Origin of the sequence: Cellulophaga sp. L1A9, from assembly GCF_009797025.1 — a bacterium.
In the GTDB taxonomy this organism is placed as follows: domain Bacteria; phylum Bacteroidota; class Bacteroidia; order Flavobacteriales; family Flavobacteriaceae; genus Cellulophaga.
Map to the genome: position 1 here is coordinate 1341974 of NZ_CP047027.1, position 14316 is coordinate 1356289.

General features: G+C 35.1%; 13 protein-coding genes. 6 read left to right on the forward strand and 7 right to left on the reverse strand.

Annotated features, from left to right (window positions below; translation table 11 throughout):
* Positions 1-236: 236 nt before the first annotated feature.
* On the reverse strand, positions 237-3212 hold the full coding sequence (locus GQR94_RS05745) for a leucine--tRNA ligase (protein WP_158974578.1): 2976 nt from the start codon (positions 3210-3212) through the stop codon (positions 237-239).
* 305 nt (positions 3213-3517) lie between these two features.
* Here GQR94_RS05745 and GQR94_RS05750 point away from each other — a divergent pair, with 305 nt between their 5' ends.
* The 5 genes from GQR94_RS05750 to GQR94_RS05770 all read left to right on the forward strand — a co-directional run bounded on the left by GQR94_RS05750 (position 3518) and on the right by GQR94_RS05770 (position 7009).
* A complete protein-coding gene (locus GQR94_RS05750; RefSeq protein ID WP_158974579.1) occupies positions 3518-4396 on the forward strand; it encodes an ABC transporter permease in 879 nt (292 codons plus the stop codon).
* 9 nt (positions 4397-4405) lie between these two features.
* Positions 4406-4669, forward strand: a complete 264-nt coding sequence (locus tag GQR94_RS05755) for a DUF3098 domain-containing protein (protein WP_158974580.1) — start codon at positions 4406-4408, stop codon at positions 4667-4669.
* On the forward strand, positions 4670-5464 hold the full coding sequence (locus GQR94_RS05760) for an undecaprenyl-diphosphate phosphatase (RefSeq protein WP_158974581.1): 795 nt from the start codon (positions 4670-4672) through the stop codon (positions 5462-5464).
* A gap of 20 nt (positions 5465-5484) precedes the next feature.
* Positions 5485-6195 carry a tRNA pseudouridine(55) synthase TruB gene (gene truB, locus GQR94_RS05765; protein ID WP_158974582.1) on the forward strand — a complete coding sequence of 237 codons (711 nt, stop codon included), beginning with the start codon at positions 5485-5487 and terminating at the stop codon, positions 6193-6195.
* A 70-nt stretch (positions 6196-6265) separates the two neighbouring features.
* On the forward strand, positions 6266-7009 hold the full coding sequence (locus tag GQR94_RS05770; RefSeq protein ID WP_158974583.1) for a hypothetical protein: 744 nt from the start codon (positions 6266-6268) through the stop codon (positions 7007-7009).
* Here GQR94_RS05770 and GQR94_RS05775 read toward each other — a convergent pair.
* From GQR94_RS05775 to GQR94_RS05800, 6 genes are all read right to left on the reverse strand, one after another.
* Entirely contained in the window at positions 6986-7621 is a 636-nt protein-coding gene (locus tag GQR94_RS05775; protein ID WP_158974584.1) for a thioredoxin family protein, read from the reverse strand. The genes GQR94_RS05770 and GQR94_RS05775 overlap by 24 nt on opposite strands.
* Positions 7622-7707: 86 nt before the next feature.
* Entirely contained in the window at positions 7708-8637 is a 930-nt protein-coding gene (locus GQR94_RS05780) for a YitT family protein (protein ID WP_158974585.1), read from the reverse strand.
* A 9-nt stretch (positions 8638-8646) separates the two neighbouring features.
* Positions 8647-10047 (reverse strand): TolC family protein, encoded by a 1401-nt coding sequence (locus tag GQR94_RS05785; RefSeq protein ID WP_158974586.1) that lies wholly within the window; start codon positions 10045-10047, stop codon positions 8647-8649.
* Positions 10047-11396 carry an HlyD family secretion protein gene (locus GQR94_RS05790; RefSeq protein ID WP_158974587.1) on the reverse strand — a complete coding sequence of 450 codons (1350 nt, stop codon included), beginning with the start codon at positions 11394-11396 and terminating at the stop codon, positions 10047-10049. The genes GQR94_RS05785 and GQR94_RS05790 overlap by 1 nt, the downstream gene beginning before the upstream one ends.
* A gap of 8 nt (positions 11397-11404) precedes the next feature.
* Positions 11405-13075 (reverse strand): peptidase domain-containing ABC transporter, encoded by a 1671-nt coding sequence (locus GQR94_RS05795; RefSeq protein WP_158974588.1) that lies wholly within the window; start codon positions 13073-13075, stop codon positions 11405-11407.
* Complete coding sequence (locus tag GQR94_RS05800) at positions 13068-13754, reverse strand: TetR/AcrR family transcriptional regulator (RefSeq protein ID WP_158974589.1); 687 nt, start codon at positions 13752-13754, stop codon at positions 13068-13070. The genes GQR94_RS05795 and GQR94_RS05800 overlap by 8 nt, the downstream gene beginning before the upstream one ends.
* A 141-nt stretch (positions 13755-13895) precedes the next feature.
* On the opposite strand from GQR94_RS05800, the gene GQR94_RS05805 reads away from it, so the two are divergent.
* Positions 13896-14258 carry a hypothetical protein gene (locus GQR94_RS05805; RefSeq protein ID WP_158974590.1) on the forward strand — a complete coding sequence of 121 codons (363 nt, stop codon included), beginning with the start codon at positions 13896-13898 and terminating at the stop codon, positions 14256-14258.
* Positions 14259-14316: the final 58 nt, after the last annotated feature.

Here is a 14316-nt window from a genome sequence, read left to right on the forward strand (position 1 = left end):
CAAATTTGCCACAAATAGTTATAATAAAAAAACAAAAACCATTAAAATTGTGATGGTTTAACTAAAATTCAAACTTTTAACAATAAGCCCTGTATTGTTTTGTCAAAATAATAAAAATGATGCTTAAAATTCAGATTATGGAATAAAGTGTTACATAATTATCAACCTTAAACAAACTAGGAAGAATAAACACCAATCTACTGCATTTACTACTGTAGATTAGTGTTCAACCAAAATTACCCTACTATATTTATAATTTTACCAGGAACGATGATCACCTTTTTAGGGGCTCTTCCGGCTAATTGTTGTATTGTTTTTTCATGCGCCATTACTGCTTCTTCTATTTGATCCTTTGTAAAATCCATAGGAAGCTCTAATTTGAAACGCATTTTCCCGTTAAAAGAAACCGGATATTCTTTACTACTTTCTACCAAGTGCGATGCTTCAAATTTTGGAAAAGGAGCGGTAGAAATAGATGCTGTATGTCCTAATTTACTCCATAACTCTTCAGCAATATGTGGTGCATAAGGCGATACCAATACAATTAACGCTTCTAAAACTTCTCTACTTGTACATTTCTGAGCAGACAGTTCATTCACTGCAATCATAAAGGTAGATACGGAAGTATTGAAAGAGAAGTTTTCGATATCTTCTTCTACTTTCTTAATAGTTTTATGTAAGGTCTTAAGGTCCTCCCCCGACCCCTCCGAAGGAAGGGAGTTTGTGACGTAAAACGCTCCATTTTCTCCAGAATGATACAAACGCCATAATTTTTTAAGAAAACCATGCGTACCTGTAATACCAGCCGTATTCCAAGGCTTAGATTGTTCTAATGGGCCTAAAAACATCTCATACAAACGTAAACTGTCTGCTCCGTAATCTACACAAATACTATCCGGACTTACCACATTGTATTTAGATTTGGACATTTTTTCTACTTCGCGAGAAACTTTAAAAACCCCATCTTCTTCAGTGATAAATTCCGCACCAGCGTATTCTGACCTCCAATTTTTAAATCCTTCGATATCCAATTCATCCGAAGCATTTACTAATGAAACGTCTGCATGAATTTTTTGAATTTTATAAAGTAATTTACTTTCAGTTTTATCATCCTGAAAAGTAATTTTCATTAAATCTTTTATTTGATAACCATATATACTTGATATTTCATCTTCTAATGGAAAATTTCCTGGAATTAATTTTTTTGGAATAAAAATAGCCTTTTTGTCTAATGTATGTATTCTATAAACAAAAGCACTTGTCCCTGTAATCATTCCTTGATTGATGAGTTTTTTAGCAAACTCGTTTTTAGGAACCACGCCTTTATCAAACAAGAATTTTTGCCAGAAACGCGCATATAATAAATGCCCCGTAGCGTGCTCACTACCACCAATATATAAATCTACATCTTGCCAGTAGTTAATGGCATCCTCCGAAAATATAGTCTCCGTATTGTTCGGATCCATATAGCGGTTAAAATAAAAACTACTCCCCGCCCAGCCTGGCATGGTATTTAATTCTAATTCCCCTCCTAGCCTCCCCGAAGGAGAGGAACTATTAAATTCTTCTTCTGAAACTACTTTCCCTTCGTCACCATACTGCAACCAGTACCATTCTTTAGCATTCCCCAAAGGTGGCTCACCAGTTTCTGTAGGCAGGTATTTATCTACTTCTGGCAATGCCAATGGAAGAAATTTACTATCTAACATTTGCGGCATTCCATCTACATAATACACTGGAAAAGGTTCTCCCCAATACCGTTGTCTGCTAAAAACAGCATCGCGCAAGCGGTAGTTAATTTTCCCTTTTCCTTGTCCTATTTTTTCCAATTCATAAATCGCCAATTTCATGGCTTTCTTATACGGCAATCCGTTTAAGAAATCAGAATTAGCAATTACGGTTTTATCTTTATCTGCATGCGCTTCTTCAGAAATATCTACCCCTTCAAATACATTAGGAATAGCTATGTTGAATTTCTTAGCAAAATCATAATCACGCTGATCACCACAAGGTACTGCCATAACAGCTCCTGTTCCGTAACCTGCTAACACGTAATCCCCAATCCAAATTGGCACTGGCTCTTGGGTAAAAGGGTGTTCTGCATAAGACCCTGTAAAAGCCCCTGAAATAGTTTTTACATCTGCCATACGTTCACGTTCACTACGTTTTGCAGTGGCTTCTATATACGCTTCAACCTCCGCTTTTTGCTCAGGAGTGGTTATTTTAGCCACCAACTCATGCTCTGGCGCTAAAGTCATAAAAGAAACTCCAAAAATAGTATCAGGGCGAGTGGTAAAAACATCAATCCGATGAGATTGCTTCGCTTCGCTCGCAATAACATTGAAGACCGCTGATGCTCCTTGACTTCTCCCAATCCAATTGGTCTGTGAATCTTTAAGCGGTTGTGGCCAATCTACTGTTGTTAAATCATCTAACAAACGCTGTGCATAAGCAGAAATACGCATGCTCCACTGTGTCATTTTTTTACGAATAACAGGGTGACCTCCGCGTTCTGATACGCCATTGACAATCTCATCATTAGCCAATACAGTACCTAATCCAGGACACCAGTTTACTTCAGTATCTGCCAAATAGGTAAGTCGGTATTGCAACAGTATTTCTTGTTGCTCTTTTGTATCAAAAGCATACCACTCTTCTGCTGTAAAAGCTATAATATCTTCATCAGAAACTGCATTTACCGTCGCATTTCCTTCTTTCTCAAAAAGCGCGGTTAACGTAGCAATGTCTTCTGCCTTATTCGTATCATTATTATACCAAGAGTTGAACAACTGGATAAAAATCCACTGGGTCCATTTGTAATACTCCGGAGTAGAGGTACGCACTTCACGGCTCCAATCAAAAGAAAAACCAATTTTATCCAATTGGTCTCTATATCTAGCAATATTTGTTTCTGTAGTAATTGCAGGATGCTGTCCTGTTTGGATAGCATATTGTTCTGCGGGTAAGCCAAAAGAATCATATCCCATGGGATGCAATACATTAAACCCTTTATGCCTTTTATAACGTGCATAAATATCACTAGCAATATACCCTAACGGATGCCCAACATGCAGTCCTGCCCCTGAAGGATAAGGAAACATGTCTAACACATAAAACTTTTCTTTATCAGAATTGTTTTCTGCTTTAAACGTTTGGTTTTCTGCCCAATATTTTTGCCATTTGGCTTCAATTTCTGTGAAATCGTAGTTCATTATATAAAGTTTGTGTAAACCTGATGGTTTTAATGCGGAGCAAAAATAAGTTTATTATAGGAAAGGGAAAAGATTATAGACGCTTCCCTTTAACAATCGCATAAGAAAAAAGAATTTAGACGCTCAAACAACCTCATATAAGTAATAATTTAACTTCTACTAATGATAACCCTTAATTCAAATGACCTTTTTAAGCTCTAAAAGCATCATTTACTGTAAAAACTAAGATATTATTAGCACAAAATGTTAACAGAGATTTCATATTAAATATACTTTCCTATTTTTACATATCGTTTTCACACATTATGAGTAAATCTTTTGAGCGCTATCAACAACGTAAATTAATATCGAGCTATTTTTCTGTAGTCTTAAGTATAGGTCTTGTGCTTTTTCTATTGGGAATTTTAGGCTTATTGGTATTAAATACTAAAAAACTAGCCGATCATTTTAAAGAACAAATTACCATCTCTGTCTTTTTAAAAGATAATGCCAAACAGGTTGAAGTAGATCAGCTTCAGAAAAGCTTAGTTATGGCAGAATATACGAAAGCTGCAACTTACGTTTCTAAAGAAGAAGCTGCAGAACAGCACAGTGAGGATATTGGTGAGAATTTCCAAGATTTTCTAGGCTACAACCCTTTAAAAAATTCCATTGATGTTCAGTTAAATGCAGATTTTGTAACACCAGAACAACTGGAAGAAATAGCAACGGAAATTACTGCTAAAGATTATGTAGAAGAAGTAAGCTATGACAAACCACTAATAGGCTTACTTAATGAAAATGTAAAACGCATTAGCTTCTGGATTTTAGTAGCCAGCAGTATTTTTACTTTTATTGCTGTTTTATTAATCAACAGTTCTATACGCCTATCTATTTATTCCAAGCGTTTTATTATTAAAACGATGCAAATGGTAGGTGCTACTAAAGTATTTATTCGCAAACCATTTATTTGGACAAATGTTAAGCTAGGGGTACTAGGTGCTATTTTAGCCATGCTTGCCTTAGCGGGTGTTTTATATTATGTAAATGAAAACTTCCCAGAGTTAGGCCTAATGGATGACCCTATTATTCTAGTGATTCTTTTTTCTAGTGTTTTTATTTTAGGCTTGTTAATTTCACTTATTAGCACCTACTTTGCAACACAACGTTTCTTAAATCTAAGAACAGACGAATTATATTATTAAATTTGCAGCATGGCAAACAAGAGTGACAATTCAAATCAAGATTCTAAAAAGGAATTTATCTTTCAAAGTAAGAACTATACCTTTATGTTTATTGGCCTTGCTTTTATAGTAATAGGCTTTATATTAATGAGCGGTGGCGGGAGTGATGACCCAAATGTTTTTAATCCTGAGATATATAGCTTTAGGAGAATCCGTTTAGCACCAACACTTGTGCTTATCGGTCTAGGTATAGAAATCTATGCTATTTTGTTGAACCCTCATAAAAAAGATTAATTGGAAGTTATAGACGCAATAATCCTTGGTATAATCCAAGGTTTAACAGAGTTTCTACCTGTTTCATCAAGTGGACATTTAGAACTAGGAAAAGCTATTTTAGGTGATCATTCTGTCCCCGAAGAAAGCCTTTTATTCACCGTAGTACTCCATTTTGCTACAGCATTAAGCACACTTGTTGTTTTCAGAAAAGATGTTTGGGAATTACTACGCGGCCTTTTTCAATTTAAATGGAACGAAGAAACTCAATTCTCTATAAAAATTATTATTTCAATGCTACCAGCTGTTTTTGTTGGTTTATTTTTTGAAAAACAATTAGAGAGTTTCTTTGGCGGCAATGTTCGCTTTGTAGGTTTCATGTTGCTAGTTACTGCAGCGCTTCTTTACTTCGCTGATAAAGCCAAAGACACCGATAAAAAAGTGAGTTTTAAAAATGCTTTTCTTGTAGGTATCTCTCAAGCCATTGCTATGCTACCTGGCATCTCTAGAAGTGGAGCAACGATTTCTACCTCTGTATTGCTAGGCGTTGACAAAACCAAAGCTGCACGCTTTTCCTTTTTAATGGTTGTGCCTTTAATTTTCGGTAAGATATTTAAAGACCTATTAGGCGGAGAACTAACTTTTGACGGAGATAACAATGTTGCCATGGGCGCTGGCTTTATTGCTGCATTTATTGCCGGATTAGGAGCTTGTACTTGGATGATTCAACTCGTGAAGAAAAGTAAGCTTTCTTATTTTTCTATCTATTGCTTAATTGTTGGTCTTATCGCCATTGCTTACGGATATTTTGGATAATACGCATTTAAAAATAACTATTGAAAACTAAAGAACATTTCTTAGAAGGACAAACACTTTTGATTGACAAACCACTAGGATGGTCTTCTTTCCAAGCGGTAAACTCTATTAAGTGGAGCATCCGAAGAAAATTTGAACTCAAAAAAATTAAGGTTGGTCATGCAGGCACTTTAGATCCTTTAGCTACAGGATTGTTACTTATCTGCACAGGAAAATTCACCAAAACAATTAACGAACTTCAAGGCCAAGCAAAAGAATATACAGGAACAATTACCTTAGGAGGCACCACACCTTCTTACGATTTAGAGTCTGAAATTAACGAAACGTTCCCTACAGCACACATTACCGAAGCTTTAATAAAAGAAGCCACTAAGCAGTTCCTAGGCGAAATTGAACAAGCACCTCCAATTTTTTCTGCTTTAAAAAAAGACGGAAAACGCTTGTATGAATATGCAAGAGAAGGTATTGAAGTAGAAATAAAAAAACGGCTAATCACCATTCATGAATTTGAGATAACCGCTATTGAAGGGAATGTAGTTTCTTTTAGAGTAGCTTGTAGCAAAGGTACTTATATTAGATCTCTAGCTCATGATTTTGGAATTGCCCTAAACTCTGGAGCACATTTATCATCACTCAGAAGAACCAAAATAGGCGATTATAACGTAGATAATGCTATAACCACAGAGGCATTTAACAAGCTATTAAATCCTGATTCTGAAGAAAACCTTTAGAAAAAGAACATTTTCACAACTGTTTAACGATTTGATAAAATAATATTCTAAAAAAGTGGTTAATAAGAATATGAATTTAAATAAAAGTCAACTTTCATTACTAATCACGATTTTCTCTATGGCTATCATGGTGTTGGGTTTATACAACGTCCATTTAGGCTCAAAGGAAAAAGAGGAATATGTGGTGGAGTTAGCTTTACTTGAAGAAGATCCCGAAGAACTTTTAGAAGAAGAGGAGCAAGAACTACAAGATCAAGCAGAAGCAGAAGCAGAAGCTATCAAAAGTCATATGGCTTTTAACGAAACAGCAAAAGCTAGTTTTGGCAATCCAGAGCCCTTAAAAACATTAGAAGAATTAATGGAAGAAGCAGAAAACGGTTCTGATAGCGATGAACCTAACGAGCTTTTAACGTCTGACTCTGGCGAATATGCTGCAAGCTTAAAGGAACTTAAAAAAAAGCGTCAAGAAGCAAAAGAATTATTAGGGGAACGCGAAGCTCAGAAAGATGTGCCTACCAATAATTTAGCAAAACGTAGGACATCTATATCGTATTCATTAATAGACAGAAATCACTACAGTTTACCCGTACCAATTTATACCTGTATTGAAGGTGGTAAAATAGTAATTAATATTAGCGTAAATAGCGCAGGCATGGTTACTGATGCTAGTTTCAATAAAAGTAGTTCCAGCACAGAAAATGGCTGCTTAATAGACAATGCTTTAGAATATGCCTATAAAGCATCTTTCAACAAATCTACAAAAGCTAGCCAGAAAGGTACCATCACCTATTTATTCCAAGAGAAGGCCCGTTAATAAATCTTCCGCAGTATTTACTCCTTTATCTTTGGTATACCAAATTTGCAAATCTTGCTTAAACTCAGGCGTTAATGTACCATGTGTATTTTTGTAGTCATTTACCAATTGAGTTGCTTTAGTAGGTCGTGGACCCCAATCTGAAAATACAGTGTTCGTAGCATCATCAATCATTAGCAACTTAGGGATAGACAAGGTTCCGTTGGTCAAAAATTGATTCATCAGTTCTAGATTTTCATCACGCAAAATAACTTTAAAAGATATATTTGGATTCAAACTAGCCAATTTATTCATTACTGGCATAGTCTGCGCAGCATCGCCACACCAGCTTTCAGTAAGTACCAACCAAGTTACTTTTCTTTCAACTTTCTCAACTTTTTCAATGATATCCTCTGAAAATTTAAGCGTCTTATCCAAACGTTTCATACGCTTATCATTAAGCATGGTATAATTGGCAAGCGCATCATTCTGAACGACACCTGTAGACTTTTCGTTGGCTACTAAATCTGAAATAGTATTTCGGTATTCTTCATAGCTTACAGCTTTTAATAAACTACTATTTAATAACTGAGAAATTTCTTGGGATGTTTTGTTGGTTTCTAAAATATTCATGACGGGTTTATTTGGGGTAAAATTAGATACTGAGTTTCATTAAAAAACTGAGTTACGTCATGTTTGTAGAAAAAATGAGAGAAAACTTACAAATGCCTTTTTTTAATCATTCCGCCTCTGGTATCATTTATACTATTCATGACAACAAACGCACTAGCATCTATTTTTGATACTTCTATATTCAATCTTCGAATTTCCAGTCTTGTGATTACCGTATAGATAACATCATATTCCTTTTGAATACCCTCATTGCTAAAACCACCTTTTGCACTATAGATGGTTAAACCCCGACCTAATTTCTCGGAAATCATAATTCTAATTTCTTCACTCTTCCCATAAATAATAGTAACACCTGTATATTCCTCTATACCATCAACCACAAAGTCTAAAGTTTTTGAGGCCGATAAATAAGTTAACATGGAATATAAAGCCGTTTCAATAGATAAGAAATATGCTGCCGCTAAAAAAATGATAATATTGATTAGAATAATGATATCGCCAATGGTAGTCCCTAACTTTCTACTTAAAAAAATAGCAAGTACTTCGGTGCCGTCTAATACGCCACCACCACGAATAGATAAACCTATCCCCGCTCCTAGAAAAAAACCTCCAAAAACAGCTACCAATAGCTTGTCTTGTGTAATTTCCGGAAAATGCACAGTAGATAACACTAAAGCCAATCCTACAATAGCAATTGAAGCTTTTACAGCAAAGGTTTTGCCTATAACCTTATATCCAAGAATTAAAAAAGGAATATTCACTACCAAAATTAAGAGAGGTAAAGGCAAGGTAAAAACTTCTGAAGCCAGTAATGAAATACCCGTTGCTCCACCATCTATAAATTTATTTGGCAATAAAAAACTTTCCAGCCCAAAGGCCGCCGAAAAAATACCCACTAAAATAAAGAGCATATCTTTTAAAAAAGCCCTAAACCCCACTCGAAGTTTTCTTGATCTTTTTAGATAGGCACCTGCATGCCCCAATAATCGATACCCTTTTGTTTTACTATTCGGCATGTATTAACATTATAAATCTTTCGGATTTAATGCTAAGCTATTAAATAATTTGGCTTTCGTTACAAAGAATTTATTTTGAACAGAATTTTGTTTTAATCTAGATTCTATAAGTTTATTTTCTCGCGAATTGATTAAAAACAAAGAGCTTTCTCCAAAACTGAATTTACGCTCTTCTGCTGCTAATAAAATTTCATAATTTTGCACCATAGTCCCGATAAGCAAATTCTGCTTTTCAAAAGATGCTAACTCTCGATACATGGCTATTACCTTATTTTTTATTACAATTTCAGCATTGTCCAATTCGTATTTTGCATCTTGTAATTTAAATTTTGCTAATTTTAAATCTCCACGTTCCTTTCTTAAAAATAAGGGCAATTGAAAACGTATTCCTCCTTTATAATAATCTGTTTGAAGGGAATTTAAATACTCCGGTGTCTCCGTCAAAAAATTATACTCAATTTCTATTTTTGGCAATAACTTATTCGCTTTCAAGTTTTTATCTACTCGCAAACCGTCCATTTTATAGGTCAGCGATTTTAATTTAGGATGATTTTCTATCGTAAAGCTATCTAATGGAACCCCATTAATCCCTAAGACTTCATTAATGTCTTCTGCAATATTAGCATCAGGAATAATATTTTCTTGAAGCTCGATAGGCACATCGTCTAACCATAGAAAACTAGAAAGTTCTAATGATTTTTGCATCAACCTTACTTTTGCTTGTTCTAAATTTAAGGCCCTATCCTGTAATGTAATCGTTGCCTCCACAGTATCAATTGCTGCTACCTGACCAGAATATGCACTTTTTTTCACCCCATCTAAACGAATAGCTGCATTGGATAAAAAACTATCAAATATTTTATTTTCATTGTACGCCTGCAACCAATCAAAATATGCTTGTGCAGCGTCAAACAACACTTGATTCACCAAAATATCTCGGTCTGCTTTTGATTGTTCTCTAAAATACTTGGCTTTTTTCAAGGTTGCCATTCGGTCATTAATCCAAAGTCCTTGACCTAGAGACATACTTACCCCTGCACTGTATAAACCATCATCCGGAACAGTAGCTTCCGGATTCAAATACACCCCTTCATTCTGCTCAAAAGCCCCTTTAAAATTAACACCATACCAGGTAGGGATTTTAAATACAGCATTTAATTTTTCGTAATATTCTGTACCTTTAAACTGTTTGGCTCCGTAATCTACCTCAATTTTAGGATCAAAACCTCCTCTAGCCTTTAACAGCTTTGCTTGCCCCATATCTAAAGTTAGTGCCGCCTGTTTTGCTATAGGATGATACTTCTTCACATACCCTAAATACTCTTTAAAATCAAGAACAGTAGCATCTATATCTTGCGCACTTAAACCATAGCTAAAGAGCAATACACTATAAAAAAGAATTTTTTTCATTATTTCTTATCCTTAGTTGCTGTTGCGTTTGGCTGATAATAGTTAGGCGGGAATCCATTCAATTGTCGCCATAACTCATACCAAATTGGCACGTCTTCTAATAAGGCAATAGTACTTGCCCCAGACCCCACACGAATCTCTTTTGGCCACGCTTGATCTTCGGGGTCTTGTGCTAAGAGCACGCGGTATTTTCCATTGGGACTAATAAATGTCTCTACAGCCACCACAATACCTCCATAGGTACCATAAGACGCATTGGGCCAACCACTAAAAACAATAGAAGGCCACCCATCAAACTCAATACGCACTTTCTCGCCCTTATGAATTAGAGGCAGATCTAAAGGCGCCACAAACATCTCTACAGCTTTATCATAAACAGAAGGCATAATCCCTACCAACTTATCCCCTTCTTTAAAAGTTTCACCTATACCTGCCTGAATTGCTTTATTTATGTACCCACTTAGTGGTGCTTTTATATAGTACATATCATTACGCATTTCATAATTGGTAAATTGATTTTCTAGTTTAGTTACTTGCGCCTGTGAATCATATTGACCCGATTGCGCCGTATACATATCACTCTGCGCTTTAGAAATCTTATCAGTATACGCTGCTTGCACACTATTTACCTCTACAGAAGCATTTAGAATCTCATTCCTACTCGCTAACAATTTATTCTCTTGAGAAATTAATTTAGCCTGCGTTTCCTGCAACTTTAATCTTTTTTCTTCAACATCGGTAACCGCTTTTAGTCCCTCTTCTTGTAACTGTGCGGTACGCTCATATTGCCGTACAGCAATTTCTAAATTGGTAGTTGCTGCCTGTAAATCTATACTATCACTCTGCACCTTTAATTTAGACTGCAACAACTTATTTTTAGCTTGCTCCAATTTAAAACCGCGCTCCGTAACCAATGCACCAATTTGATTATTCAATGCTTTTACTTTGCCTTCATAGGAAACTACAGACATTTCCTTGGCCTTAATTTGATCTCCCGTTCGCTCTACTAATTTTGGATCAAAATATTCGTTTTTTATTTCCGAAATGAACAGAATAGTATCTCCTTTATTTACAAAATCGCCTTCTTGAACATACCATTTTTCTATACGCCCAGGAATTGGAGATTGGATGGTTTGTGGGCGCTGATCTGGCCTTAAAGTCGTCAATAATCCTTTACCACGAACATTCTGCGTCCATGGTAGAAACAACACAATAACTCCAAATAAGGCAGACCCAATTAAAAATCTATTGAAATACTTGTAATGTCTCTTATGAAAAACGCGACGTGTAGCCTTATAGATTCCAAGATCTACCGTTTTATTTAATACGTTATTAGATATATTAAGCATAAGTCTCTTTAATTTGTACTAACAATTTTTCCATTTTCAAGCGTAATCATTCTATCTACACGGCTCAACCATTTAACATCATGACTCACAACAACAACAACAGACCAAGGATTACTTTTATCGGTTAGAAAATCCATTATTTTAAGCGCTTCTATTTCATCCAATTGGTCCAAAGGCTCTTTTAAAATTAATAATTTTGGTTTTCTAACAATAGCCCTTGCCAACACTATTTTCTTTGCCACATTATGGGGTATTTGCTGCCCTTCTGGGAATAAGATGGTATGAATACCTTTTGGCTGTTCTTTTACAAATTTGGTAAGTCCCGTATTCTCAATAGCCCAATATAAATCTTTTTGAGAAATTGCTTCATCACCAAAAGTGATATTATCTAAAATAGTACCCTCAAACGGACTTTCCTCTGTTAGCGATTGCCCTATAAAGTTTCTATAGTGATTTGGCAGAATATTATCTAAAGAAATATTATTTGCATAAACAGCACCTTCCGTTGGATGAATTAATCCTGAGATTAATCGCAACAATGTTGTTTTTCCAGATCCATTTGCCCCCATTAACAGCGTAGTGCTTTTTGGAATAAATGTTAAGGATACGTCGTCTATTACCTTATGTGTAGCACCCTGAGGAATATAGCTTACTTCCGAAATCTCTATGGTCAATTCTGATGATACCGTTAAGGGGGTTTCACCATCTTGAGATTCTAATTCTTTATCTACCACTTGCCCTAACTTTTCAAGAGAAGTCAATAAATCATATACCGTTTCTAGACCTTTTATTAATTTTTCTACAGAGGTAATGACTAATAAAATAATGATCTCTGCCGCAACAAATTGCCCAATATTCATCTCTTGGTTTAGCACTAAGAGCCCTCCTATAAGCAATAAACCAGCGGTTACCAAAACTTTAAAGCCAATCATTTGAATGAACTGAATGACCAAAACCCTAAAGTGACTTTCGCGCGCATCTAGGTATTCTCCCACCAAGGTATCATTCTTTCGTAAGGCGTGATTGGTTTCTCCAGAAAGTTTAAAACTCACTAAAGAACGTGCTACCTCTTGTAGCCAATGGGCCACTTTATACTTGTATTTAGATTCTGCCAAGCTAGTTTCTAGGCCTTTTCTAGCGGTAAATTTAAACACAACGTAGATAAGGATTAAAAGCAATAAGCCATACAATATAAAGAATGGGTGATAAAAAGAGAGCAATAGAAGGCCGAAGATTATCTGCAGCAATGCCGCAGGAAAATCTAACAAGACCTTCGCTAAAGATTTCTGAACGTTTATAGTATCAAAAAATCTATTGGCCAATTCTGGAGGATAATAATCCCTCAATTCACTCATCTTAATTTTTGGAAAACGATACGCAAACTCAAATGAAGCTCTCGTAAATATTTTTTGCTGTACATTCTCTATAATCCTAATTTGCATTAATTGCAGTAAGCCCCCAAAAGCAACACCCCCGGTTACCAAAACTACAAGAACAATCCAAGAGGTACTTATCTGTGCTCCTTGAATTAAATTGATAATAGCCTGAATCCCTAATGGAAGTGTTAAGTTGACGATACCTGCAAAAATTGCGTAATAGAATGTTTGTAGAATGTCTCGCTTATCAAGTTTTAATAATCCTATTAAACGTTGCCAAGCGGTAAGTGCATTTTTAGACATTTTTGGTTGGTGCTAAGGTTTTAAATACTAATTCTAAAAAATAGTTGGTGGGAGATTTAGGATCATGACAATCCGTAAGCGTCGGGAAATGATCTTTTAAAAAAAACTGATGTAAAGAGCCCTCTAGTATGGTACTTGCAAGACTAGAAGAATACCCATACGCCGGATTTACGGCTTTGATCATATCAGACAAACGCATAATTAGCCGCTTGTAAATTGTAAAATAACCTTCCTTATTTTCTCCATCGACTTCTTTTGTTAAATACGATTTGGAATACTCATTTATAACAATCTTACTTAAGACAACCTCATCAATATGTGAAAAATGAGAATCTTGCTCAATGGTCTTCGCTAGTACTTCTATGGCTTTTTTAAGTTTATCTGATGAATCTGATATACTATTCGTAGAAAAAACCAATTGATATTCTAGCCAACCCCAATACCAAGAAGCTAAATACAACAACAACTTATGTTTGTTTTCAAAATATCTATAAATAGAACTTTCATTAGACCCAATAACTTCACCTAATTTTTTAAAGGTAAATTTCTCAAAACCTATTTCATGAATCATTAAAATGCTATGCTCAATAATTTTCTTTCCCAACCCAGATGACTCAGGGTCTTTAATATAGATTTTATTATTTATTGCAATTTTTACCGATTGTAAAAGCCTATCCATCTCTAATTATTTAAGTACACTTGCGAATATAATAGTATTACTATCAACATACAATAGTTTAACAATTTTTAACGAAAGTATAACTAACTAATACTACACTTATTTTTTAAATTTGACTTTACAATTTAAACCTTAAAACATATGAAACAGCTCCTAGTTTTTGTTTTCCTTGCGATATATTCTATAGGTGGACATAGTCAAGAAAAAGCAGTAAACCTTGAGAAAGGTACTGTATTAGTACTCTTAAACCCAAGAGGCGAAAATTACAAACACCTAGATTTTCCTAGAAAAAACCATATTATAAAAAGAGGCGCGATAGCAGATTTTAATAGCCTGGTTGGACTTAAATTAATCATTGAAGATTTTAAAGAAGTTAAAAACAAAAAACAAGTGACCACCTTAATTAGACAAGATGGGAAGCCCTTTTTTAGGTTCTTCAACTCCGTTAACGCAGACTTAGAGGAAGCAATAGAAAATGGAGAACTAAAGCTATATTCAGAATAAAAAAGCTTCATTTCAATTGCTAAACAAATTTCTCCTTTATCTTTAAGCATTGTTTTAA

Excerpts from the sequence above, each read along its gene's own strand:
- GQR94_RS05745 (WP_158974578.1), bottom strand. The coding sequence starts at position 3,212 with ATGAACTACGATTTCACAGAAATTGAAGCCAAATGGCAAAAATATTGG.
- GQR94_RS05750 (WP_158974579.1), top strand. The coding sequence starts at position 3,518 with ATGAGTAAATCTTTTGAGCGCTATCAACAACGTAAATTAATATCGAGC.
- GQR94_RS05770 (WP_158974583.1), top strand. The coding sequence starts at position 6,266 with ATGAATTTAAATAAAAGTCAACTTTCATTACTAATCACGATTTTCTCT.
- GQR94_RS05795 (WP_158974588.1), bottom strand. The coding sequence starts at position 13,075 with ATGTCTAAAAATGCACTTACCGCTTGGCAACGTTTAATAGGATTATTA.
- GQR94_RS05775 (WP_158974584.1), bottom strand. The coding sequence starts at position 7,621 with ATGAATATTTTAGAAACCAACAAAACATCCCAAGAAATTTCTCAGTTA.
- GQR94_RS05755 (WP_158974580.1), top strand. The coding sequence starts at position 4,406 with ATGGCAAACAAGAGTGACAATTCAAATCAAGATTCTAAAAAGGAATTT.
- GQR94_RS05785 (WP_158974586.1), bottom strand. The coding sequence starts at position 10,047 with ATGAAAAAAATTCTTTTTTATAGTGTATTGCTCTTTAGCTATGGTTTA.
- GQR94_RS05805 (WP_158974590.1), top strand. The coding sequence starts at position 13,896 with ATGAAACAGCTCCTAGTTTTTGTTTTCCTTGCGATATATTCTATAGGT.
- GQR94_RS05800 (WP_158974589.1), bottom strand. The coding sequence starts at position 13,754 with ATGGATAGGCTTTTACAATCGGTAAAAATTGCAATAAATAATAAAATC.
- GQR94_RS05790 (WP_158974587.1), bottom strand. The coding sequence starts at position 11,396 with ATGCTTAATATATCTAATAACGTATTAAATAAAACGGTAGATCTTGGA.
- GQR94_RS05780 (WP_158974585.1), bottom strand. The coding sequence starts at position 8,637 with ATGCCGAATAGTAAAACAAAAGGGTATCGATTATTGGGGCATGCAGGT.